Raw genomic sequence first — 24731 nt, 5'->3', positions numbered from 1 at the left:
CCCTTAAATTGTGTTTTTCTATCATGCTACATGATTCGCGCGAACCCGTCAAAATGGTTTTGGGCCTATCTTGTGTATAACTGATCCTGACTTTGGGGCGTTATTTATTGAACTCCTCCCTCGTTAAAGGTATATTTATATGAAACGCGTTGCAATTACTGAAAGTTCCAATCAATTCATGAAAGGTTTGATACCTGTGGACAATCGTACAACCCCACCTAACTTTATCAAAAATATTATTACCGAAGATCTCCGGTCAGGGAAAGTCCAGGAAGTCATTACCCGTTTTCCTCCGGAACCGAACGGTTATCTGCATATCGGCCATGCCAAAGCGATCTGGATTAACTTTGCACTGGGTGGCGAATTTGGCGGCAAAACGAATCTTCGCTTCGACGATACGAACCCTGTCAAGGAAGATGTGGAGTATGTACAATCGATCCAGGAGGACGTAAAATGGCTCGGATACGAGTGGAGCGAGAAACGTTTTGCCTCTGATTATTTTGATGAAATGTACAATCGTGCTGTCCTGCTGATCCAAAAAGGCAAAGCATACATCGACGACCAAAGCGCCGACGAAATTCGCGCTATGCGTGGAACGCTCACAGAGCCGGGCAAGAATAGCCCGTACCGTGACCGCACTGTAGAAGAGAATCTCGACCTGTTCACACGGATGCGTGCAGGCGAGTTCCAGAACGGCGAGAAAGTGCTGCGCGCCAAGATTGATATGGCTTCACCGAACATCAATCTGCGTGATCCGGTCATTTACCGAATTGCTCATGCACATCATCATAATACGGGTGACAAATGGTGCATCTATCCGATGTACGCATTTGCACATCCGCTCGAAGATGCCATTGAAGGGGTAACCCATTCTCTTTGCTCCCTGGAGTTTGAGGACCAACGTCCATTCTATGATTGGGTTGTTGCCGAATGTGAGATGGAGAACCAACCGCATCAATATGAGTTTGGTCGCCTGAACCTGTCTCAAATGGTGACCAGCAAACGGAAACTGAAACTTCTCGTGGACGAAGGTCATGTGGATGGATGGGATGATCCGCGCATGCCAACGATTTCGGGTCTGCGCCGCCGGGGATATACACCGGAAGCCATTCGTGATTTCGTGTTCGAAACGGGCATTTCCAAAAGTCAGGGTGTCATCGATCTGCAAACACTGGAGCACTTTGTCCGTGAAGATCTGAAACTGAAAGCGCCGCGCACGATGGCTGTTCTGCACCCGCTCAAAGTAGTCATCACCAACTATCCTGAAGGAGAAGTTGAATGGCTGGAAGCAGAGAATAATGTGGAGAATCCGGAGATGGGCAGTCGCCAAATTCCGTTCTCTCGTGAGATATATATTGAACAAGACGACTTCATGGAGAATCCGCCGAACAAATACTTCCGTTTGTTCCCTGGCAACGAGGTTCGTTTGAAACATGCGTACTTCATTAAATGTAACGATGTGATTAAAGATGCAGAAGGCAATGTGACCGAAATCCATTGTACCTATGATGTGGAGACGAAAAGTGGCAGTGGGTTCACAGGTCGTAAAGTCAAAGGAACGATCCACTGGGTAGAAGCGACTCAAGCGGTACCGGCTGAATTCCGCCTGTATGAGCCATTAATCTTGGCAGAGGCGCCGGAAGCAGATGTGGAAGTGGAAATAGCAGGGGCAGAAGCTGAGGTTTTGGAAGAACAACCGGAGAAAACGTTCCTGGATCAGCTGAATCCGAACTCGCTTGAAGTGGTTCAAGGGTTTGTGGAGCAAGAGATGAAGGAAGCGAAAGCTCAGGATAAATTCCAATTCTTCCGTCACGGCTACTTCAGTGTTGATCCGAAACACTCCGAGCCAGGCCGTCCGGTATTTAACCGGGTCGTATCCCTGAAGAGCTCGTTCCAACTGCCAAAAGCATAAGGTGAAGTACAAAGGTAGGCGAGGGTAAAGTTAGAGGTTTAGTCTCAAGCTACAAGTTAGGGTTATACACCTAAGCTGTAAACTTCAACCTATAAACGTAAAAGGCGTCTCCATGGCAATAAGCCAAAGGAGACGCCTTTCTCTTTACTACTATTATTCTTAATCTTTTGTTTCGGTTTTTTAAACGATGATGTTACACGATAACGGAGAGGACAGAAATAACCTGAAGAAGCGGAGCGTTCGCCTTTATCCCCAGATTTTCCCCTTTAAATAAGGGATTCAAAAAATCTGGGGATAACAGCGATCGGAAGGTTGTTCTGTCATCGGAGTGCTCCAGTGTGACTTTGAACGTGCGAATAGCCTACAACAAAAGACTACCTCTCACCCATTTCTGTCAGCACAGTTGGCTGATAGCCGTTACGGCGGTTCGAGAACCACATGACACCAAAACCAACGGCACCAATCAGGGAGAAGAATACCCCGATGTTATACATCACTTCAGCACCGAAGCTCTGGAATAACCAGCCGCCGAACAGGCCGGCAATGACACCGGATATCCCGCCCCAGGCCATCGTATACACGGCCTGGCCCGAGGAGCGATAAGGTCTTGGAATGAACAGCATCGTCAGCTGGGTCCCGACATAGAAATACCCGCCAAACGTAATGGAGTGCATAAGCTGAATGAACACAATCTCTAACGGATTGTTCGCCAGGGCCATGAGCTGCCAGCGAATGGCGAACAGCAAACTGATCCATATCAGTGATGCGAGAAGCATGCTCATTTTACGTTTGAGAAAACGGTCCAGCAGCAGGAACACGCCGACTTCGAGTATGGATGATGTGAAGATGGCCCAGCCGACCATCTGTTTATCCCCACCCATCTCCACGATGTACAATGACATGAATGTACTGTTCATGGCGTTGGGTACGGAAACCAGCACCCCAAGCCCGATAAAGACCATAAAGTACGGATTGAACATGACTCTGCCGAAACGTCGAAAACTGACTACAGGTGTATCCGAAGCGATCGGTTGTCTGGGTAAAAACAAGGCGAAAATAAAGGCAATGACAATCATAAACGCAAAGACAATCGATACACTGCCTGCACCCAAACGGTCAATGAGCGGTCCGGCAGCCACAGCGGTCAGTGCCCAACCCAGCGATCCCCAAAGCCGAAATGTGCCAAATTTCTGAGTGGTCCCATCAATATAACCGAGAATCAGGCTGTTGGTTTGGGCAAACAAAGGACTTTGAAAAAAATAAAAAAAGATCATGGCTGCATATATCCAGGCATAGGTAGGCGCATAAAATACGGCCTGGGCAAGCACAAAGGTACCACCCATCATTATCATCAAAATAATACGGATATTACGCGATTTGTCGCTCCAGAAGCCCCAGAACGGATTAGCGAACAAGGATACAAACGGACCAATCGCCATCAGACTGCCAATCTCCAATTTGGTCATACCGATTTCCTGCAAATATAACTGAAGAAAACCGGCGAAGATGGAAATGGCTCCATAAATGAAAAAGTTATATAGTTTCAGCGAAACCAAAGAGGGATTGCCTCTTCCGGGTGCATATCTGTCCAATACAGCCATTCCTTTCAGAATCATATTCTTCAATGTATCATTTGTTGAAAGGGTATTCAATGTATAGAATAAGTTTATTGAATGAGGAGGGTAACCGTGAGCAAAATGGAATGGACTGGCATTATATTGGCAGGAGGCTTATCCAGCCGTATGGGTTCCAATAAAGCATTGTTGGAATGGAATGGTTCCAGTGTGCTGGAACAGGTCATCCAAGCGATGGAACCAGCAGTACAACGTCTTATCATTTCCGCAGGCACCAGCACGACTGCATACCCCGCGCTGGCCTACGACTGCGTTCATGTTCAGGATGACTATCCGGGGAAAGGGCCGCTTGCTGGGTTGCATGCTGCGCTGAAAGTCTCAAAGACGGACTGGAACCTCGTCTGCGCCTGTGACATGCCGCTGTTACAGCCATCCTTTTTCGAAGGCATCAAGAAGCTCATCGAATCAGGGCAAGAGCATCATGCGGTCGTTCCGCGATTGGCAGGGCGCGTTCATCCGCTTGCAGGTGCATACCATAGACGTGTTTTACCCGAACTTGAACAGCGCTTAATAGATCATCGGCTGAAGGTAACCCAATGGCTTGAAGAGATCGGTTGCCGATATGTCGACGTGGATGAACTGGAAAGCGCTGGTGTCCACGATGTGGCAATGCAGCTTAGTAATATGAATACCCCGGAAGAGTATGAGCATATTCGTAACCGCCATCAGGGTTCCTAACCCTGAACGGAGTTGCGATATTGAAGCGGACTTTGGCCAGTCCATCGTTTGAATTGCCGACTAAAGTGCGACAGGTGGGTATAACCCAACTTCCATGCAATGTCCCCCAAAGAGAGCTCCGGCTGTTCGATCAGCACTTTGGCTTCCTGCAGCTTCAGGCTGGACAGATAGGCCCGTGGAGATTGTCCGTATACTTTACGAAAAATCTGTAAGCCATATCCCGGGCTAATGCCAAAGGAGGATATGATCTGTTCCACCTTGACCTGAGAAACCTCGCCATCTTTGATTCGGAGCTGCGTATGGAACGCCTGCTTGATAGCTTCTGCGATGGCGCTTGCGTAATGCATGGCTGCTGGGGCTGGAGCATGTGGTTCTGTGCCGGACAGGTTGGACAGTGGTTCGCGGTCAGCTGCCTGGGACAGCAGGGCGAACAATTCAAACATGCGTGCCTGCATTACAAATTTGTCTGTGGAAGTGTAGGCCTCTGATGTTCTGATCATGCTCATCCAGTTCTCCAGGACGGGGCGTATTTGCATGTTGTCAGCGGTACCCGCCGCATAGATTTGGCTGTGCCGTGACATCAGCTTCAAGGTAAATACAGGATCATCCACATTGAAATGAGCGCTGAAATACGTCATGCCCTCTGGTGATACGCATTGGTTTGTATGTTTGAATCCCGGTGGAATCAGCAGAATGGAACCTTCCTCAACCGTATAGGTATACCCGTGAATCACACTCTCCTGGGTACCTTGTATAATCAGCATAATTTCAAAGCCCGGATGGGATTCCTCCGGCATTGCCCAACCATATGGAACTTGTTGGCTGTGCGCTCCATAGAATTTAATGTTACAGTCGATAATAGGCAGCCAGTGAGCCAGCGTATGATGTGGCATCTCTCGGAGCTGTGAACGGATATCCATGAACATTCACCTCGGAAAAGGGTAAAAACAACTCGCCTTGTACAATCGGCACCCATAGTATACTTCATTATAATCAGTTTAAACGCCAACGATGGAAATCGTAGGATAGGACAGCGTTTGGACAGATGGCTAAGCGTCTAATGTACTTCAATAGATATTAATGTAAACGTTATCATTTTTCAAATGAATTATTTCATTTTGTATAAATGCCAAGCGCTCCATACTTTCAGATGAAAAGAGGATTATAACATGGACAAGTTATTATACGGGGTAGCCTATTATGATGAATATATGCCTTACGAGCGATTGGACAAAGATATTCAGATGATGAAGGATGCGGGCATCAATGTGGTACGAATCGCGGAATCCACCTGGAGTACACATGAACCGCAAAATGGCGTCTTCGACTTCTCCTCTGTAGATCGTGTACTGGATGCCATGCACGCAGCGGGCATTCAGGTCATCGTGGGTACACCTACGTATGCTGTTCCGACGTGGATGGTCAAGGAACACCCGGATGTTCTGGCAACGACCGTGCAGGGACCAGGGAAATATGGTGCGCGGCAGATCATGGATATCACACATCCGACGTATCTTTTCTATGCCGAACGCATCATTCGCAAGCTGATTTCCCGTGTCAGCAAGCACCCTGCCGTGATTGGTTACCAGACAGACAACGAAACGAAGCATTACAATACCGCAGGAGACAATGTGCAATTGCAATTCGTCAAATATATGCGCAACAAGTTCAGCTCGCTGGATGATCTGAACAAGGAGTTTGGGCTGGATTATTGGAGCAACCGCATTAATAGCTGGGAGGACTTCCCGTCTGTTGTTGGTACAATCAACGGCAGTTTAGGCGCTGAATTTGCCAAATTCCAGCGCCAGCTGGTTACCAACTTTCTGGCGTGGCAGGTCGGAATTGTAAATGAGTATAAACAGAAAGGCCAGTTTGTCACCCAGAACTTTGACTTCGACTGGCGTGGATATTCGTACGGCATTCAAGGGGATGTGGACCATTTTGCCGCATCCAAACCTTTTGACATTACCAGTGTGGACATCTATCACCCGTCGCAGGATGATCTGACCGGCATTGAGATTTCATTCGGCGGTGATGTCGCGCGCTCCACCAAACAATCGAACTATCTCGTACTGGAGACCGAAGCACAGGCATTCTGGCACTGGGTTCCCTATCCGGGACAGCTTCGACTGCAGGCATTCAGCCACCTGGCCTCCGGAGCAAACATGGTCGCTTACTGGCACTGGCATTCCTTGCACAATTCGTTCGAGACCTATTGGAAAGGATTGCTGAGCCACGATTTTGAACCGAATCCGGTGTACAACGAGGCGAAAACGATCGGTCGGGATTTTGCCAGACTCAGCCCGCAATTGGTGAATTTGAAGAAAACGAATCGCGTAGCCGTGCTGTTCAGCAATGAGGCATTGACGTCGATGAAGTGGTTCGGGTTTAATTTTACCAGTGACAAAAAATACAATGACGTTGTTCGCTGGATGTACGACGAATTATACAAAATGAATATAGGCTGTGATCTGATTGATCCGTCTGTTGAAAGTTATGAAGAATATGATGTGATTGTTGTGCCTGCTTTGTACGCAGCTTCCGATATCTTGCTTGAGAGGCTGAACCAATTTGTACAGGATGGTGGGCATGTCGTTTACTCTTTCAAGAGCGGATTCGCCAACGAACATATTAAGGTCCGCTCCACCCGCCAACCTGGACTGATCAGCGAGGCTTGTGGCATCAGTTACAACCTGTTTGTTGAGCCGAAAAATGTGTCGCTTCGGGATGATCCGTTCGAGGTTGGAGAGGAACAGAACCAGATCCATACCTGGATGGAACTCATCACACCAACAACTGCTGAAGTGTTAGCCTGGTATGATCATCCTCACTGGGGAGAATATGCGGCCATTACCGAGAATGCCTACGGCAAGGGCAAAGCGACGTACGTTGGATGTTATACCAGCTCCGCTGTGATCCGTAAAGTGTTGGAGCGTGTCATGAAGGAAGCCGGACTGTGGGGAACTGATCAGGAGTTGGCTTTTCCAATCATCGTGAAGTCGGGTGTGAATGATCAGGGAAATACGATTCGGTATTTCTTTAACTACTCCGATCAGGCGGCTTCGTTCGTGAATGCTTACGGTGATGGAACGGAACTTCTGGCGGGAAGATCGGTGTCCGTAGGGCAGAACATGGAGCTGGAACCTTGGGGGTTCTGCATTATTGAGCAATAATGGGAAATCATAAATGAATTGACAAGTTAATGTTCAATGACTATAAAAAGAATACAAGACAAAGCGCCCTCGGCTTCCACGCCGGGGCGTTTGTTCTTATTTTTAGCTCATAAGGTCAGGAGTGGATGCATCGTGTTTACCGAATTATACCGGAAGCTTACTGATCCGTTCAAACGAAGCATTCGCAACAAGTTAATTCTCACCATGACGTTTCTAGCGATTCTGCCCGTCATCGCCATGACCGTTGTAGCGGCCGAGAATACCCGCTCTTCCATGGAAGAAGAGATCATGGAGACCAACCGTGCGAATATGAATTGGGCCTCCATCTATTTGGGTGAACAATTCGCGCGGATGAACAATCTCATCTATTCCATTCAGATCAGTGATGAACTCCATCAGTATCTGGCATTAAACCAGGATGCTCCAGCTGCCAGCCGATTCGATGAACAGAAGGCGATGTTCAACATGTTGAACAGTGTCTATTATTCGGCTGGCAACTATGTATTTGGCGTGGAATTATACCTGAAAGAACTGGACACGCTGTTCACCTTTAATTCAATGGAGAGCCGAATCAGATCAGTCCCGGATATTCCTTCGGCATATCATGAGCTTTTTGAGCAGCATAAGGACTTTACGATTATTAATGATCCGAATGATCCAGAGAAGTTTCATATGACCCGCAGCATGAACCGTTTCGAGGATCAGGCACAGATCGGCGCAATCAGTCTGGAAGTCAAGTGGGCCGAATTCAATCAGACGCTGGAATTGCTGGACAGCCGGGGCGATTATGCGGTGTACATTGCCGATAGTACGGGAAGTCCGGTCTATCAGCCCAGCAAAGAGATACGGCCTTCAGCAGAAGCGCTGGAAAGACTTGCAGCTACGAAGGACAATTCCGGTTTCATTCGAACAGCCAAGGAATATGTATTTTATCATGCCATTGACCCGTCAGGAATGCGGCTGATCAAAATTGTTCCTTCTCATGTCATCAATGAGAGTGCATTGGAAACGATGAAGTATGGTCTTATTGTGGGTGGGTTGGCTACCGTAGTTTCGGTGTTGTTGGCAGCATTCGTGGCATGGCGAACATCCAAACCGATTGTTACACTGGCAAATTCCATGAAGGGAATCCAGCTGATCAAGGACAAGGAAGTGGTGCGCAGTGGTCGAGTGGATGAGATTGGCCTGCTGGAGAAAAATCTGCATGGGATGGCAAGTCGCATCCGGGAACATATCCGGGACAACTATCTGATGAATCTGGAGAAACAGACTGCTGAGCTCAAAGCGCTTCAGTCCCAGATTCACCCGCACTTCCTGCAAAATACGCTGCAGATGATCGGGGGTATGGTGTACTCACAGAAGCCGGCAGATAGCTACAAAGTGATTCGTGCATTAAGTGAGATGTTCCGTTATATTGTCAGAGCGCCGGATGGTCTCGTACCCTTACAGTCCGAATTGGACCAGCTGGAGCATTATATGCTCATACAGAAGCAGCGTTTTGCCAGCAGACTTGAATTTACACTGGAGATTCAGGGCGGGCTGGGAGACTGCTATATTCCCAAGTTGTCCCTGCAACCGATTGTGGAGAATGCATTTGTCCATGGTCTGGAGAAAAAGCAGGGAGAGTGGAAATTGAACATTAACGTTGTCCGTGAGCACGATAAGGTAACTATCCGCATTTCCGATAACGGGGTTGGCATGAATCAAGAGAGATTGGCCGAGATGCAATCCAGACTGTCCAGGCTGTCCCAGCAAGGTGACAGGGTATGGAGCTCGGGGACAAGCATTGGGCTGGTTAATGCCGCATCACGGATCGTGATGCACTTTGGTCCTGCATACGGCATGAACATGGAGAGCAGGGAAGGACAGGGAACGATTGTCACTGTTCGAATTCCTTGCCATACAGGAGGCGAATTCTTGTGAACAAGGATCATTATCGAGTGGTATTGGTGGACGACGAGCCATGGAACAGAGATATTTTGCGCAATTTGGGCGCGTGGGATGAACTTGGCATGATTGTTGCAGGTGAGGCAGAGGATGGCGAAGAGGCCATTCGGATGGTAGAGCAGCATCAGCCCCATATAATGATTACAGACATGCGTATGCCGGGGACAGACGGTGTGGAATTGCTCCAGACGCTAAGCGCGCAATATCCACATATCAAAGTGATTGTAGTCAGCGGATATGATGATTTCAATTATGCGAAGCATGCGATTCGTCACCGTGCGGCTGATTATCTGCTCAAGCCGGTGAATCCTGATGAATTGAATAACGTTCTGGCTAAATGTAAACGGGAATTGGAAAAGACCGAATCCGGACCAGAGTCCTGGGAACCGTATCCTTCCGCTTTTTCTGGCGAGTTCTCGTTGTTCCAGCAGCAGGCACGCCTGCGTTTTAATGACTTGAACGTTCAGGGATTGCATGAGCTGTTCGGGCAGCTGGAGCACCGCCTTGATACCAGTGATATCCGAAGACCGCAACAGCTTGGACGGGTCGCATACGAATTGCAGACCCTGCTGGGCGAGCTGTGCGTTTCCAACGGCTTATGCGAGCAACCTGTAGCAGCTGTGCTCCCGCCGCCGGCTGCTCTGGCGTCCATCACATCGGCAGTGGACTGGATATCAGCGCCTTACTATACTTCGTTGGAGCAGCTGATTGCGCAGCGCAAATTCAAGAACAAGCTGAACCTGGATGAGGTGAAGCAGTACATTGAGCAGCACTGCATGGAGATGATTACGCTGGAGCAGCTGGCCCAGATCTTTTTTGTCAGCAAAGAATATCTCAGCAAGGTGTTCAAAAAAGAATACGGCGTGAATGTGACCGACTATATTGTCCAGTTACGCATGGCAAGAGCAAAGGAATGGGTGCTGGATGATCAAATTCCATTCAAACATATTGCCGAGATGACAGGTTATGAGGATGTCTCTTACTTTTACCGGGTATTCAAGAAGCACTTCGGCGTTTCGCCTGGGGAGATGCGAAAAGGACAGCCTCGTGTCAGATAACAGCCCTAAATAATTTACTCACAGAGCGATTGAAGCTGGATTAAGGTTTAAAATAATCCAATAAACGAGTCTAATTTTGTCCAATGAAGCGCTTTCATTTCGTGATATATAATGATCCTATGAAAGACAAACAAGTTACACCGGGAGGTCATAAGAGATGAAAGTATGGAAAAGCGTAGCAAGTGCGGTGCTTGTGAGTGTTCTGCTCGCAGGCTGCGGCTCCAATGCGGGTACGGATGGTAAGGCAGAGGGGTCTGCATCAGGCAGTACGGTGTCCCTCAAAGTATTCATTGCACAGCCGCGGCTGAAAGAACATTACGATAAATATATAGAACAGTTCAAAGCCAAGGAGAAAGCCGAAAAGAATATTGAGGTTAACGTGCAACTGGAGATGCCGCCAGCAGATAATGCGCCGCAGATTCTGAAAACAAGACTTGCCTCCAATGATGCACCGGACGTGTTCGCCCTTCATGCGGTCAATGAGATTCCACCATTCAGCAAAGCGGGTTATCTGGAAGACTTGTCGGGTCAACCTTTTGTTGATAAATTACTGGATTCCGTTAAGCCTTCTGTAACGGATGCGTCGGGTAAAGTCGTGGCTGTTCCTTTGGAAACGTTGTCTTGGGGATACCTGTACAATAAGGATATTTTCAAAGAGCAGGGCCTAGAGGTACCAACGACTCTGACGGAAATGAAAGCGGTCGTGGAAAAGCTGAAAGCAGCCAACATCACACCGTTTGAACTGTCCTACAAAGAAGCCTGGATTCCACAACTCTTCCTGCCACTCACGGTGGGTGCACTGACCCAGTCAGAACATAAAGACTTCATCGACAAGATGAATCAGGATCAAGGGTCCTTCGCGGATATGAAACCGTTGTTTGACGTCTTCGATCTCGTCAATGCCAATGGAACAGAGAAAGCGCTTGAAGTGGGCGGCGATGATGGATCAGCAGCCTTTGCAACAGGCAAAGCAGCGATGTGGATTCAAGGACCGTGGTTCGCGGAGACTATCCTGAAGTCCAATCCGGACATCAACTTCGGTGTGGCACCACTGCCGATCAATGACAACCCGGATGATACCAAAATCAATTTGAGCACATCCACATCGCTGGCCGTGTCTTCTACCAGTAAAAACAAGGAAGTGGCACTCGACTTCGTAAACTATGTTCTCGATGACAAAGATTCGAGTGCATTCTATGAAGCACTGAAATTCAATCCGGTGGCCAAAATCCATGATTTCAAAAGTTTCCCTTGGGTAGACGATGCCCTGAAATATGTCAATGAAGGCAAAGCCTATCAGGATCCATCCATTCCTCAAGCGGTTAAAGATGAATCAGGCAAAGCACTGCAAGGTTACTACTCCGGACAACTGAATCAGCAGCAGGTGATCGATGCGCTCGACAAGGCGTGGAAATCCTACAACAAAGTCAACAAGTAAGGAGCTGCGAGGAAATTTAGTAACCGCTTTTGTTGACAAAATCTCCACGGTTTTGGGAGTTTTGTCAACAAATTAGCGGTACTTTATTTCGTCGTAGTCTCTAAGCAGATGAAACGGCTGGCAGAACGGTCTTCGTTCCCCCGTTTCCGCGAGTCTGCTTATAGTGAAAAGGGGGAGAACCAATGGCTACGAATGTATTCAAGAAGTATCTGTCGCTGCTCGCGTTCACTGCGCCTGCCTTTGTCATCTATGCCATTTTCCTGCTGTATCCCACATTTAGCGGCTTGTTCTACAGTTTGACAGACTGGAATGGTCTGAACCGGGATTACAGTTTTATCGGTCTGGGGAACTTCGTGGAACTGTTCAAGGAAGATCCCGACTTTCTGAATTCCCTGTGGTTCACGTTGAAATATGTGGTGTTTATGCTGATTCTGCAAAATGGAATTGCCTTGCTGCTCGCCGTGTTTATTGAGACACGGACGCGCAGCAAGGGACTATTCCGGACCCTGTTCTTCATGCCGAACATGATCAGTACGATCATCAGCGCTTTTATGTGGACGTTCATCTTCTCCCAGGTGCTGCCGCAGCTGGCCGAGAAGTTGGCCGTGTCTTTTCTGGACCAGCAGTGGCTGGGTGATCCGAGATTTTCATTCTACTCCATCCTGATCGTGTCGCTCTGGAATGGTGTGGGGTATATGATGATTATCTATCTGGCAGCACTCCAGGGTGTACCGAAGAGTCTCAAGGAAGCGGCAGTTATCGATGGAGCTAACGCATTCCAGGTACTGCGTAATGTCGTATTGCCGATGATTACGCATGCCGTGACGATCTGTTTCTTTCTGACACTGAACGGAGCCTTCAAAGTATTCGAAGTTGTGTACGGCCTGACCGGTGGCGGTCCGGGCAGAGCTACTCAGGTGATTACGATGAATATCTATGAAGAGGCATTCTCCAACAATTTTAGATACGGATATGCCAGCGCCAAGTCGGTTGTGTTATTCGCCATCGTTCTCATCTTCACGCTCATTCAGATTACGGTGATGAAGAAGAAAGAGGTGGAAGCATGAGGATGCAACGAATCAACAGCTACCTGATCCGACTGCTGCTGGTGCTGGGCTCTCTTGTCGCCATGCTGCCTATCTACATGGCTATTGTGAACTCATTCAAAACACAAGGGGAGATGTTCCAGTCCTTTATCGCTCTGCCAACGACATTTCATTGGGAAAACTATTCGGATGCGTTTAACAAAATCAACCTGCTGGGCAGCTCGATGAACTCGGCGATCGTGTCCTTCCTGGGCATAGGTGGTATTGTATTCTGCGCTTCATTGGCCGGATACAAGCTGTCGCGTACCTCAGGCAGATTGAGCAATCTGATCTTCTTCCTGTTCGTGGCTTCCATGCTCGTTCCTTTTCACTCGATCATGATTCCACTGACACGGGTTGCCAAAGGACTTCACGTCCAAGGAAGCACATACGGGCTGGCCCTCATCTATATCGGACTTGGTGTGAACATGGCGATCTTCCTGTATCACGGGTTTGTTAAGTCCATTCCGCGTGAATTGGAAGAGTCGGCACAGATGGATGGATGTAATGAGTTCCAGACGTTCTTCCAGATTATCTTCCCGTTGTTGCTGCCGATTACAGTCACCATCGCCATTTTGGACTTTCTGTGGATCTGGAATGACTTCCTGCTGCCACTGCTCATGCTGACGGATGTGAATCGTTATACGCTGATTTTGTCCACCAACATGCTGTTTGGCGAGTACAACAAGGAATGGCCGCTGATTCTGTCTTCCCTGGTACTTACCGCGATCCCGGTGGTTCTCATCTATGCGTTCTTCCAAAAGTTCATCATGGAGGGTATTGCAGAGGGTGCGGTAAAAGGATAAGGAAAACCTGTTACCTAGAGGTATCGGTCTCATTTATACTAAAGCTCGAAAAGACCGCCTTGATCTGAGGGATGTAATCCCTTCCGATCAAGGCGGTCTTTTATTTATGATGTCATCAGCTTTTTGACTTCCTGTGCCAGCAACTGAAGTCCACGCTCCATCTCATCCGGTGAAGCATAGGCGTAGGACAGACGAATGTGGTCTGCATCCAATCGGTCATAGAGATATCCCGGATGAATCAACACATTCTTTTCCAGACAGGCATGGAACAGTTCACGAATGGAAACAGGACTGTCGATAAATCGGAGCCAGATATAAAAGCCTCCGGCAGGTATGCTCCACTCGGCCAGTTCGCCGAAATCGCGTTGCAGAAGCTCCAGCATCACGTCTCTGCGTCTTCGAAGTTCCGGCCGCAGACGATCCATATGCTGCGCATGGTATCCATCGGCAAACCAGAGCGCAGCTGCTTCCTGAGCGAGGGAGCTGGTGCCATAATCCGTCTGCATCTTGATGTCTGCGAGGCGACGGATGACCGGCTCCGGTCCAACCAGCCAGCCGAGGCGCAGGCCGGGGCTGACCGCCTTGGACAGGGTGCCCATATGCAGCACCCGTCCTTCCTTGTCGCGCGCCTTCAGCGATGGCGGCGGGGGCTCGTCCAGCCACAGGTCGCTGTAAGCGGCATCCTCCAATATGGAGATGCCGGTATTCCGCGCTGTGGCGAGCAGTTCTTCCCGGCGGCTGTCACTCATGACCAAGCCGGTAGGATTGTGGAAGCTCGGAATCGTATAAAGCAGCGAGATGCTGTCTCTGTTAGCCACGTTCTGGATGGCATCTTCCAGACGCGAAATGTGCAATCCTTCAGCATCCATCGGGATTCCGCTCATTTTCAACCCGGCAGATTGAAAGGCATGAATGGAGTATAGATAGGATGGTTTCTCCAGCACGACTGCTGATCCGCGGGGCAGGAGGCCAACGGAGATAAGATGCAATGCCTGGAGAGAGCCGGATACGATCAGAATGGAGTCAGGGGAGGCTTGAATGCCACTTGCTTGCAAGTAAACGGACAAAGCCTGCCGGAGCTCCAGACTGCCCTGAGGTTCGAGGTAGTTTAGTGTACGAGAACGACTGGATAGCGTTTGGAGAATGTCGTTAAAAGCCTCCTGGGGCATCAGCTCAGGGGAAAGCTCGCCTGTACCAAGCCGGATGATGCCTGGCTGGAACTCAGCCCGATTAATCTGCTGCACCTCTGGCAGATTGGGGTAATACCACCCTTCTTCGATGGCTTCCTGCCAGTTGGGCATGGCTCCGTGAGCCAGCGCATGCCAGCCGGAGCCGCAGACATAGGTTCCGCCGCCATGTCTGCCTTCAATCATGCCTGCGGCGGCCAGGTTTTCCAGCGCAGTGACCAGCGTGCTGCGGTTCACATCCATGGATTGAGCCAATGTCCGTTGTGAAGGAAGCCGGTATCCCGCCGTCCATTCCCCGGAAGTGATTTTCTCACGAATAAAGACCTCGATCTGACGGTACAGGGGTAACGCATGGGAGGGGTCCGGCTTCCAGCCGATTTCAGGTCGAGCATCGGAACGATTCATAAGCAGGTTAGCCTCCTTTAAGGAATGAGTGACGATATCCCGTTTTCTCTTATTTCGAACACTATATCATTTGGTTGGGTTTGATGCCATCCAAGTGGTTGGTTACGCCTGACGTTATCTCTACTACTATGGAGACATGTCTAAGGGGGATGAACGATGAGTGTAATTATTCACGCGGTGGTGCTGGCGTTTGGCCTGATCTTGCCACTGGGTGTACAAAATGTATTTATTTTTAATCAGGGCATGAGTCAGCGAAGTTATGCGCGGGCGCTGCCAGCCATATTAACCGCAGGAATCAGTGATACGTTGTTGATTGGCGCAGCGGTTGGAGGGGTGTCTCTCATTTTGCTGCAATGGCCGCTGCTGGCGAGTGTATTGTATGTGGGAGGAAGTGCATTTTTGCTCTATATGGCATGGAGTATTTGGAGGTCAGCCGGACCTGCAAATGATTCAGCAACCGTACTGTCTGCGGGGCGACAGATCGCCTTTGCAGCTTCCGTTTCCTTGCTTAACCCACACGCTCTATTGGACACAGTAGCCGTGATCGGCACCAGTTCGCTTCAGTATGATGGACAGGCACGCATTTATTTTGCCATCACGGCCGCCGTGGTATCATGGGTATGGTTTCTGGGGCTTGCAGGTGCAGGCAGACTTATAGGGAGTAAAGATCGTACAGGCCGGGTCAGTATTTTGTTCAATCGGTTGTCCGCTGTGGTGATGATCGGAATGGCGGGCATGATGCTGTGGAAGCTGATCGTATCGTAAAAATAGAAAAGAATGGGGCTGTCTCAAAAGGAATTCCGCCTCGATCCAAGCGCTAACGAACCTACCGCACCTTAAAAGGCAGATCATCAATGGTTGCAAGATTTAACGAACCTCAGTAACGCTATTTCGTCATAAAAGGGCTTCAAAACCTAAAAAATCAAGTGAATCGACGAAATAACGTCTCTGTGATTCGTTAGATCTCAGATCTGGGCAAATGGGAGCGAATAGCGTGTGTCAGGTTCATTAAAACAAAATAACACTAAAAGAGGATGTCCCCCCGTCATATTCATGACTTATGGGACATCCTCATTGTCGTATGCTGGCCTTATGTTTAATATGCCTAATGAGTATTCTATTATTCTGCCTTCAGTAGCATGGATTCAATGAAAGCTTTGAGATCCCTGGATGCGTTGTTCAGTTGATCAATCACCTCGCTGAACTCGGTGACGAGCTCGGCTTGCTGGCTGCTGAATTGGGTAATGGATGTAATCTCCTGTTCCATTTGACGAATGGAATGCTGTACTTCTTTTAAGGAATGTTCAATGTTCACCGTGGCTTCTTTGGTTCCGGTCGATAATTTGCGTACTTCGGTAGCCACGACGCCAAAACCGGCCCCTGCTTCTCCTGCTCGAGCCGCTTCAATGGCAGCATTCAGACCTAGCAGGTTCGTCTGCTCTGAAATTTCGCGAATGAATGAAGCCACTTTGGTGACTTCACTGGAATTTTGCACCGCTATCCGTGTGTTGTCCAAAATCTGCGAAGATGATGCGGTCAGCTGCTGGGATTGGGCAGCTACGCTCTGTACCATTTCCGTCAATCTGCCGCTGATGCCGCCGATCAGTTCGGTGAGATGCTCCAGTTGTTCCTCATTTTTGAGTGAAAACCCAATGGCGAGTGCACCGACGATATGGCCTGCTTCATCGCGAAGCGGGGTGGCCGCCGAATTAATAGGGGTACCATAAAACTTGGCATCGATACGATTGGCTGAAGTCTCGCCAACTATAAGTGCCCGGCGCAGAGTAGGATCTTCCAGCGAGATGGGATCTCCGGCCTGGATGCCCAGATCGAGATCTTCGCTCCGTACGTAATACCGGAACTGCTCCATATCGGTAACAGCAATCATCAAATCATTTTCTTTAAGCATGATTTTAAAATACGGGCTTGCTGCTACAAGTGCTTCAACAATATTCAATCGAATCAACTCCTATTTATGGGTACGTATGATCTTGATGTTGTATGGTATATACATCGTCACAATTGAAGCATTCCTGAAGGCCCGGCGAGGGCATGGAGAGATTTATTTTAACGATAGAATCAGGAGAATCAATCGACTATATTGAGCAGGAATGATCATATGAAAAAAAAGCTGCTGAGGGCCGTAGGTCTTCAGCAGCTTAGGGAATAACGCTGGTCAATACGAACGTTACGTAAAGCGGGCGATTGTTTTTTGATATGGGACTGCTCAGATGCATGCAGATGAATATGAACATGCATTCAGGAGTGAAATGTTTGTTTATCCACCGATCTGGGACATGCGTCGTACGGTCGGCGTATGACTTTGCATTTTTTGTTCCAATGCCAATGCCATTTCATGGTTCTTCGGCTTGGTGCCAAGAGCCTTGAGGAAGAGTGCTGCCATGGCATCTGGATCATCTGCGAAGCGACGAACATTGTATTCATCCGACCAATACAGGCAAGCTTTGATATGTCCGTCTGCTGTCAGGCGGAGACGGTTGCAGTTGTCACAGAAGTGATCACTCACCGGATGAATCAATCCGAATGTACCTTGTGAACCGGCAATCTTCATATTCCGAGATGGACCATTTCCTGCCGGACCTGCTGTATTTTCTACCGTCCAACCCGCTTCTGCACATACATCCGTAACGGCTTCCAGCGGCAAATACGATTTGCGCCATGAATCGGAAGCCTGCCCAATCGGCATGTATTCGATGAAGCGCACATGCAGTGGCTGATCGATGGTCATGGCAATGAAATCCTTAATCTCATCATCATTGATGCCCTTCATTAACACCACATTCAATTTGATCGGAGCCAGTCCAACAGCCGTAGCCGCTTCAATGCCTTTCAGAACCTTGTTTACATCCCCACCGCGAGTAATCATGGAGAAGCGGCTCGCCTGCAGGGAATCCAGACTGATATTAATCCGGTTCAATCCGGCATCCTTCAATGCTTGTGCCTGTTTATCCAGCAACAATGCATTGGTAGTCAAAGCAATATCTTCAATCCCGTCAATGGCCGAGATCATGCCGACAAGTTTATGCAGGTCTTTACGTACCAGCGGTTCGCCTCCGGTCAGACGCACTTTGCGCATGCCCATTGGAGCGAGTACTTTGAGCACCTGGGTAATCTCCTCGTAGCTCATAATTTGGTCATGCGGCGCAAATTCCATGCCTTCTTCGGGCATACAGTACACACAACGCAAATTACAGCGGTCCGTAACGGAAATCCGGATGTAGTCATGTATCCTGCCAAAAGAATCCTGGAGCATTTCCATGCAGACCACCCTTTCATACCTCAGATTCGAGAGCTTCTATAATAAATGAACCGACAATGTCTAAATGAACAGTTGCATCAAATTTTAGCTATTTCTCCAATCCGCGTCAATGATGATGTCAGGTGAAATTCTTTTTTTCAGGATGCGTAAGTTGGAATTGTCCCACAAGCTGTTGCAAAAAGACCGTAATGGCTTCCACGTTATGGGATGAATGCTGAACATGGAGCATGTCGTTGATAAGCTCAACCATCTCGGCTTCCACCTCGGAAGATGTGGAACGGTTATTGTGGCTGATCGCGGCGATATTCTCCATTAACACCACAACCTGATCCACAACCTGTGTCCGTTGGGGTTCATCAGCTGTAGCACTTTGGAGTAAACGTGAAGCGGCCTGAACGAGCGTGGTTCCCTCAGCCAGCACCTGATCACCTTCCTTAATGGATTGCGAGGCTGCTCTTGCCGCTACAGAGATATTATCCAGAATCTGATGAATGTCTTCCGTGGAGGAACGTGATAATTCGGCCAGCTTGCGGATCTCACCTGCAACCACAGCAAATCCACGTCCGTGTTCGCCGACATGGGCTGCTTCAATGGAAGCATTCAGTGCGAGCAGGTTCGTCTGTGCAGAGATTTCATCAATGACAGCGAGCGCGCGGTAGATATCCTGCATGGTCGCCATAAAGGACAGGATCGTTTGGTTGGTATCGGACACGGCTCCCGAAATCTGAGCCATTTTGTCACCAATGCGCTCCACTTCCTGACGAGCTACGTCAATCTGTTCTGTAGCAGACACTTCAAGCTGCTGCAGGGTGAGGCGCATATCATCTGCGGCTGCTTTGGCCTGATCCAGGTCCTCAAGCTGCTTGCGAATCCCCTGAATCATGGAGCCGAGTTTGAGGTTTACACGTTCGGTTGTTCCCTGTGTGGTCTCCGTTGACGCCCGCATCTGATGCTGGTTGTTCATGACATCTACCGTGGCAAGCTGTACCTTGAGCATGATGCCTTCCAGCGAGTCAATCATGTTGTTGATCCATTTTGCCAGTTCCCCCGATTCATCCTGGGCAAAAGCAGATGTATCCAGACGCTGGGTCAGATCCCCCTTGCCTTCGGCGTTAATTCGAATAAATCGGCTAATGCGGCGTAAATCCTCATGAACCCGTTGAACATGTTTTCGTTGCAGCTGGCTTGCAGTCAGGAATCCATAAATGACATTGAAGGAAGCAATGGCTGCTGCGTTCCATGCACTTCCAGTCAGCGCATATACAAGTGCCGCTCCCGCCATGCCTGACAACAGGATATAAAGGCTGTGCTGCTTGAATTGCCGCCAGCCAATGCTGCGTATCCGATACACTTCCTCCAGATCGCCTTCACACATCATGCCCCATAGATCCGGGCAGTGGGGCAACTGGAATGTAATGCCTTTGCCAATAACTGAGATATGACGATAATCCGAGTACCCCGGGTATGACACAAACAGATTGGAGCCATTGCGGATCGTATTGGCTACACCGGGATGAAGTTCGCTGGTGGAAGGATCGGTAAATATTAACTCTAGTTCGGTATGCTCCTTAACTGATACGACGCCCCAATCGGTGGTAACGCCGTCTTTCAGATTTTCCCCATGGGTGAACGTATGATCCTCGAAGCGGCTGCGGGACAGGGCAGTGCCCGGTTGAAGTGCAGGGCGCAGCTTCGATTCAGCCATGAAGAGATAATTGTCACCGGAATCGGGATAGATATGGCCAGATTCACGCTGGATCAGATCACCTAATACATCATTTGGCACACGGCTGCACAGGGAACCGATGTATCGATCTTGTTCCATAATAGGTACGATAAACATCAAGGTTACATCATCGTGAAACGTGGAAGAACGTGGTCCGATTTCTAATGTGATTGGATCAGAATAAGGCCCGAACAGGCACTTTTGTCCGTTGATATCTGCCTGGGCATACCTTAGTCCTGGCCCGATCAAAGTATTTCCATCTTCGTAGATCTGTCCAATATGTTGCTTGTATGTAGAAAATACAACCTGGTTTTGCTCGTTCACCATAAAAAGCTCCGTACTATCCGAAGCGCGTATATAACTTGCTGCGAACCATGTATCTAGTGTCTGACCGTTGGCCGAGCCTTGCAGCATACCTTGTGGCTGAGCCGCCCGTACTTGCTGAAGCAATCGATCCAGATGATTCCACTGCTCATGTGTCCAATCCATCAAAAGCTGCCGCCGGGTCTCGGCGATCCCCTCAAAGATTTCCTCCACATCCTGCTGAATATGTACATTTAACCGGTACGACCGCCACAGCGGCCACCCTTTTCTCCATCCCAGCCAATCAAACATGCGGACCACCCCGATTTCTGATTTTAAAATTCCTTTGCGAGACTGTGCGGAAACGTAATTTCCCAGCCAGTATGGGTGACGGACGGTGATCAATGACACCGCCTTCATTATTCCAGAACCAGACACCGTATCGAGGCGGGATCTCACGTCCTTCTGTACAAGCATTTTGCAAAATGCTGTTATCAATGTTTATACAAGAAAATCAACAAGAATACGAGGGTATATGTCATATTTTCCGAATATTTCATCAATAAATACAAATGATTATGCGTCTTTATTTGGAGGAAGATTTACTTTGTTCATGTGTTACCGGGAATAGGGGGATGGAATCCGTGAGGGGAATTGCTCTCATTTTACACGCTAAGCAATCGTAGCTAAATGTAAAACACCCCTTAGCCGAAGATCAGAATGTACAAACCATTCTAATGTGGACTAAGGGGTGTTCTAAGTTAGAAGCTCATCTTAATTCTAAATGGTGATCTAAATCGATCAACAGAAGATGTCGATTAATCTTCGATTCTTTTCTTTTTGAACTTCATCAGGAATTCATACACGATTGGCACGATAACCAGAGTCAGCAGCGTGGAGCTGATCAGGCCGCCGATAACAGTAATGCCGAGACCTTTCGAGATGATCCCTGCGCTTTCTTCGAGTCCTGTAACCAGTGGCAGCAAGGCACCGATGGTAGCCAGAGCTGTCATCAGAATAGGACGCAGACGTGTTGCACCGGCTTCCAGCAAGGCTTCGCGGGTAGGCATACCCTCTTTTTCCTTGTGAATAACACGGTCAATCAGGACGATGGCATTGGTGACCACGATCCCGATCAGCATCAGTCCACCCATCATGGCAGAGACATCTAGCGTACCGCCAGCCACGAACAGGCCGACCATAATACCAATGACGGTAAATGGCAGGGAGAACAGGATGGCAAATGGCGCCAGTCCGCCGCCGAACGTAACGACAAGTACAAAGTACACAATCGCAATGGCTGCCAGCATGGCCAGACCAAGTTGGGTAAACGTGTCATTGATCTGTTCGGTTGTACCGCCAAACTTCACTTCAACACCATCAGGCAGATCCAGCTTGTCGATGTTCGCCTGCAAGTTTGTTGAAGCCTTTTGCACATCGGAAGCCAAAATGTTGGCTGACACCTGAACGACGACTTTGCCATCAATACGCATGATGGAGTTCGGCGAGGTGCCTTCTTCCACTTTGGCGACATCTTTGATCGGTACTTCGATGCCAAGCGGTGAAGTGACTTTTTCATTTTCAATATCAGCTATGCTGGTAAATGTCTTTTTGTCCGTCTCTACATAGACTTTATACGTTTTGTTGTCGATATCCACTTCTGTGAGTACAGGGCGTTCACGTGCAGGGCTGAGCGTCATAGCCAGTTGGCCTGCAGTCAGACCCAGCGAGCTCAGTTTCTCCTGATCCGCGACGAGTGTGTATTGCCCGTAGGTATCGGAAAGTGTAGTGTCGGCTTTTTCAAAAGATTGGGTATCTGCTTCAACCAATTTCAGAATTTCATCCGAGACCGGTTTGATCTGCTCTACACTGTCACCATAGATGGAAAGGCTCAAGCTGCTGCCTCCCAGACCCCCGGACATATCGAGCTCATTCCAAGTTCCTACAGTAACTTCCTTCTTCAGACCTTCCACAAGCTGTTCTTTCACTTTGGTAAAGTCTTTTGTATCTTCGTTATATTCGATATAGAAGAGCGCAGAGTTGGAGCTTCCTCCACCCATACTGCTCAGTGGATTGCTGCCGCCGATGGAATATTGCATTTTCTCCAGACCTGGCTGCGTCAGCAACCATTTCTCGGCTACGAGAGCTTCTTTTTCAACATCTTCACGCAAAGCTCCAGTTTCCGGGCTGTACGTTATCGTCACATATTTATCCTGTTGCTCCGGCAAGAAACTTGCACCGATGAACGGATACAGGAACAAACTGCCGACCAACAGTAATACAGCAACGCTGACGGTGATGAGTTTGTGTGACAATGTCCAGTTCAAGAGTCGTTTGTAACCTTCCGCCATCTTGCCTGGTTTCTCATGATTCTGCTTGTTCTTCAGACCTTTGCGGAACAGCGTGTGTGCCAGCATGGGTACAATCGTAACAGCCACAATCAGGGATGCCACGAGGGCAAAGACCATTGTCAGGGCAAATGGCATGAACAGCTCACCGACCATGCCACTCACCAGTGCCAGCGGCAGGAATACCGCAATGGTTACGATGGTGGAAGACAGGATCGGAATGAACATTTCCCGGGTGGCTTCCCGGATCAGATCACGGCCTTTGAGTTTTTCTCCCTTGAGTGTCAGTCTGCGATAGATATTCTCGATCACGACAATGGAGTCATCGACAACCCGACCAATCGCGACCGTCATGGCACCCAGGGTCATCATGTTCAGTGTAATGTCCATCATATTGAGTGCTGTCAATGCAATGAGCAAGGAGAGCGGGATGGAGATAATGGAAATAATGGTGGATCGAATATCACGCAGGAACAACAGAATGATCAAAATGGCGAACAAAGCACCAAACATTGCTTTGAACAACATCGTATTTACAGAGTCCTGAATAGGTTTACCTTGGTCGAGCAAAACAGTCAAATCGGCGTTTTTGAACTGCGTCTGCAATTCTTCCGCTTTGTCTTTAACCGCCTTAACGACATCAACCGTATTAGCATCATTGGACTTGACGATGGAGATCCCGATGGATTCCTTACCGTCTGTCCGGGAGATTGATTCCGCCTGACCAATAACTTCAATTTTGGCGATCTCGCTTAATTTAACCGTTGGAATTCCAGGTGCATTAGCGGCGCCTGAAGGGCTACCCACACTGGCATTTCCACCAGCGGCTTGTCCTGCAGCCTGGTCTGAACCCTGCGCAGATCCTGGAGCTGTACCTTGTGCCGCCCCACCAGCCTGTGCGGAAGCATCGCTTGGTGCACCCGCGCCTTGTGGAGCTGTGGCCGAACCGCGGCCTGCTCCTGCACCGCCTGGTACAACCGGAATAGCGAGATTTTTCAAATCATTCAGATCGATGATATTACCGTCAACAACAACAGCTTTCTGTGCTTTGTCCAGTTCGAATAGTCCCAATGGTACCCGGACAGAAGAACCTTGAACGATGCCGTTGACTGTGTCTTCGGTCAAACCAAGTTGATTCATTTTTTTCTGGTCAAACTTCAGTTGAACTTCCTTAACATATTGGCCGGAAACCTGGACTTGAGCTACACCGTCAATATCTTCGAGTGCAGGCTGGATATCCGTTTCAACCAGTTTTGTCAATTGTTCCAGATCGCCGCCGTCTTTGTCAGACAAGCTGAGTGAGACAACCGGGAAGGAGTTGATGCTGAACTTGGAAATGGTTGGTTTCTGTACACCATCCGGCAATTGTACCTCATTCAACGCTTCACGTACCGCTGCTGTAGCGTTGTCCAGATCGGTACCATAATCAAATTCGAGAGTGATAGATGAAGCATTCTCCATGGAGGTGGAGGTAAGTGTCTTAATTCCCTCTACATTTCTTAATGTCTGTTCCAGTGGTTTGGTGACATCCTCGACAATACCTTCTGGAGCTGCCCCCGGATCAATGGCCGTGACGCTCAGGAATGGCACATTGATGTTTGGAATGGTTTCCTGCTTCATCGTCAGTCCGCTGTACAAACCGGCGAAGGAAACGATGATGGTCAGAATCCAAATCGCAAACTTGTTGTTCAGTGAAAAATTAATAATTCCTTTCATACGATGGTTTCTTCTCCTCTCTGTTTCTCCCTGTA

General features: G+C 48.7%; 16 protein-coding genes. 9 read left to right on the top strand and 7 right to left on the bottom strand.

The window, feature by feature from the left end:
* Positions 1-178 precede the first annotated feature (178 nt).
* Positions 179-1912: a glutamine--tRNA ligase/YqeY domain fusion protein gene (locus JNUCC31_RS11965; RefSeq protein WP_192272944.1), complete on the top strand. Its 1734-nt coding sequence runs from the start codon at positions 179-181 to the stop codon at positions 1910-1912.
* A gap of 374 nt (positions 1913-2286) precedes the next feature.
* On the opposite strand, the gene JNUCC31_RS11960 is transcribed toward JNUCC31_RS11965, so the two are convergent.
* Positions 2287-3528 carry an MFS transporter gene (locus JNUCC31_RS11960; protein ID WP_416234399.1) on the bottom strand — a complete coding sequence of 414 codons (1242 nt, stop codon included), beginning with the start codon at positions 3526-3528 and terminating at the stop codon, positions 2287-2289.
* Positions 3529-3609: 81 nt separating this feature from the next.
* Between JNUCC31_RS11960 and mobA the strand changes: the two genes are divergently transcribed.
* A complete protein-coding gene (gene mobA / locus JNUCC31_RS11955) occupies positions 3610-4224 on the top strand; it encodes a molybdenum cofactor guanylyltransferase (RefSeq protein WP_228469710.1) in 615 nt (204 codons plus the stop codon).
* On the opposite strand, the gene JNUCC31_RS11950 is transcribed toward mobA, so the two are convergent.
* On the bottom strand, positions 4221-5144 hold the full coding sequence (locus JNUCC31_RS11950; protein WP_192271351.1) for an AraC family transcriptional regulator: 924 nt from the start codon (positions 5142-5144) through the stop codon (positions 4221-4223). The genes mobA and JNUCC31_RS11950 overlap by 4 nt on opposite strands.
* Before the next feature lie 249 nt (positions 5145-5393).
* Here JNUCC31_RS11950 and JNUCC31_RS11945 point away from each other — a divergent pair, with 249 nt between their 5' ends.
* From JNUCC31_RS11945 to JNUCC31_RS11920, 6 genes are all read left to right on the top strand, one after another.
* Positions 5394-7397, top strand: a complete 2004-nt coding sequence (locus JNUCC31_RS11945) for a beta-galactosidase (RefSeq protein WP_192271349.1) — start codon at positions 5394-5396, stop codon at positions 7395-7397.
* 132 nt (positions 7398-7529) lie between these two features.
* The gene (locus JNUCC31_RS11940) at positions 7530-9320 is read left to right on the top strand and encodes a sensor histidine kinase (RefSeq protein ID WP_228469628.1); all 1791 of its coding nucleotides are present in this window, start codon (positions 7530-7532) and stop codon (positions 9318-9320) included.
* Complete coding sequence (locus JNUCC31_RS11935) at positions 9317-10402, top strand: response regulator (RefSeq protein ID WP_192271345.1); 1086 nt, start codon at positions 9317-9319, stop codon at positions 10400-10402. The genes JNUCC31_RS11940 and JNUCC31_RS11935 overlap by 4 nt, the downstream gene beginning before the upstream one ends.
* A gap of 157 nt (positions 10403-10559) precedes the next feature.
* A complete protein-coding gene (locus JNUCC31_RS11930) occupies positions 10560-11840 on the top strand; it encodes an ABC transporter substrate-binding protein (RefSeq protein WP_192271343.1) in 1281 nt (426 codons plus the stop codon).
* A gap of 182 nt (positions 11841-12022) precedes the next feature.
* On the top strand, positions 12023-12907 hold the full coding sequence (locus tag JNUCC31_RS11925) for a carbohydrate ABC transporter permease (RefSeq protein ID WP_192271341.1): 885 nt from the start codon (positions 12023-12025) through the stop codon (positions 12905-12907).
* Complete coding sequence (locus JNUCC31_RS11920; protein WP_192271339.1) at positions 12904-13731, top strand: carbohydrate ABC transporter permease; 828 nt, start codon at positions 12904-12906, stop codon at positions 13729-13731. The genes JNUCC31_RS11925 and JNUCC31_RS11920 overlap by 4 nt, the downstream gene beginning before the upstream one ends.
* 104 nt (positions 13732-13835) lie before the next feature.
* Here the strand turns inward: JNUCC31_RS11920 and JNUCC31_RS11915 are convergent, their stop codons facing one another.
* Complete coding sequence (locus JNUCC31_RS11915; RefSeq protein ID WP_192271337.1) at positions 13836-15323, bottom strand: aminotransferase-like domain-containing protein; 1488 nt, start codon at positions 15321-15323, stop codon at positions 13836-13838.
* A 156-nt stretch (positions 15324-15479) separates the two neighbouring features.
* Here JNUCC31_RS11915 and JNUCC31_RS11910 point away from each other — a divergent pair, with 156 nt between their 5' ends.
* A complete protein-coding gene (locus JNUCC31_RS11910) occupies positions 15480-16088 on the top strand; it encodes a LysE/ArgO family amino acid transporter (RefSeq protein WP_192271335.1) in 609 nt (202 codons plus the stop codon).
* A 355-nt stretch (positions 16089-16443) separates the two neighbouring features.
* Here JNUCC31_RS11910 and JNUCC31_RS33920 read toward each other — a convergent pair whose 3' ends face one another.
* From JNUCC31_RS33920 to JNUCC31_RS11890, 4 genes are all read right to left on the bottom strand, one after another.
* Positions 16444-17280, bottom strand: coding sequence for a methyl-accepting chemotaxis protein (locus JNUCC31_RS33920; RefSeq protein ID WP_192271333.1), 837 nt, complete (start codon positions 17278-17280; stop codon positions 16444-16446).
* 321 nt (positions 17281-17601) lie between these two features.
* On the bottom strand, positions 17602-18603 hold the full coding sequence (gene moaA / locus JNUCC31_RS11900; RefSeq protein ID WP_192271331.1) for a GTP 3',8-cyclase MoaA: 1002 nt from the start codon (positions 18601-18603) through the stop codon (positions 17602-17604).
* Positions 18604-18721: 118 nt separating this feature from the next.
* The gene (locus JNUCC31_RS11895; protein WP_192271329.1) at positions 18722-20944 is read right to left on the bottom strand and encodes a methyl-accepting chemotaxis protein; all 2223 of its coding nucleotides are present in this window, start codon (positions 20942-20944) and stop codon (positions 18722-18724) included.
* Positions 20945-21450: 506 nt separating this feature from the next.
* Positions 21451-24696: an efflux RND transporter permease subunit gene (locus JNUCC31_RS11890; RefSeq protein ID WP_192271327.1), complete on the bottom strand. Its 3246-nt coding sequence runs from the start codon at positions 24694-24696 to the stop codon at positions 21451-21453.
* Between the last annotated feature and the right edge of the window lie 35 nt (positions 24697-24731).

The organism is Paenibacillus sp. JNUCC-31 (genome assembly GCF_014844075.1).
In the GTDB taxonomy this organism is placed as follows: domain Bacteria; phylum Bacillota; class Bacilli; order Paenibacillales; family Paenibacillaceae; genus Paenibacillus.
The sequence above is the reverse complement of the archived record's forward strand: the minus strand, read 5'-3'. Positions and strand labels throughout refer to the sequence as shown.

What these genes read in the sequence shown, in the direction of transcription:
- JNUCC31_RS11910 (WP_192271335.1), top strand. Translation starts at nt 15,480, where the DNA reads ATGAGTGTAATTATTCACGCGGTGGTGCTGGCGTTTGGCCTGATCTTG.
- JNUCC31_RS11895 (WP_192271329.1), bottom strand. Translation starts at nt 20,944, where the DNA reads ATGTTTGATTGGCTGGGATGGAGAAAAGGGTGGCCGCTGTGGCGGTCG.
- JNUCC31_RS11965 (WP_192272944.1), top strand. Translation starts at nt 179, where the DNA reads ATGAAAGGTTTGATACCTGTGGACAATCGTACAACCCCACCTAACTTT.
- JNUCC31_RS11950 (WP_192271351.1), bottom strand. Translation starts at nt 5,144, where the DNA reads ATGGATATCCGTTCACAGCTCCGAGAGATGCCACATCATACGCTGGCT.
- JNUCC31_RS11960 (WP_416234399.1), bottom strand. Translation starts at nt 3,528, where the DNA reads ATGATTCTGAAAGGAATGGCTGTATTGGACAGATATGCACCCGGAAGA.
- JNUCC31_RS11925 (WP_192271341.1), top strand. Translation starts at nt 12,023, where the DNA reads ATGGCTACGAATGTATTCAAGAAGTATCTGTCGCTGCTCGCGTTCACT.
- JNUCC31_RS11890 (WP_192271327.1), bottom strand. Translation starts at nt 24,696, where the DNA reads ATGAAAGGAATTATTAATTTTTCACTGAACAACAAGTTTGCGATTTGG.
- JNUCC31_RS11945 (WP_192271349.1), top strand. Translation starts at nt 5,394, where the DNA reads ATGGACAAGTTATTATACGGGGTAGCCTATTATGATGAATATATGCCT.
- JNUCC31_RS11920 (WP_192271339.1), top strand. Translation starts at nt 12,904, where the DNA reads ATGAGGATGCAACGAATCAACAGCTACCTGATCCGACTGCTGCTGGTG.
- JNUCC31_RS11915 (WP_192271337.1), bottom strand. Translation starts at nt 15,323, where the DNA reads ATGAATCGTTCCGATGCTCGACCTGAAATCGGCTGGAAGCCGGACCCC.
- moaA (WP_192271331.1), bottom strand. Translation starts at nt 18,603, where the DNA reads ATGGAAATGCTCCAGGATTCTTTTGGCAGGATACATGACTACATCCGG.
- mobA (WP_228469710.1), top strand. Translation starts at nt 3,610, where the DNA reads ATGGAATGGACTGGCATTATATTGGCAGGAGGCTTATCCAGCCGTATG.
- JNUCC31_RS11930 (WP_192271343.1), top strand. Translation starts at nt 10,560, where the DNA reads ATGAAAGTATGGAAAAGCGTAGCAAGTGCGGTGCTTGTGAGTGTTCTG.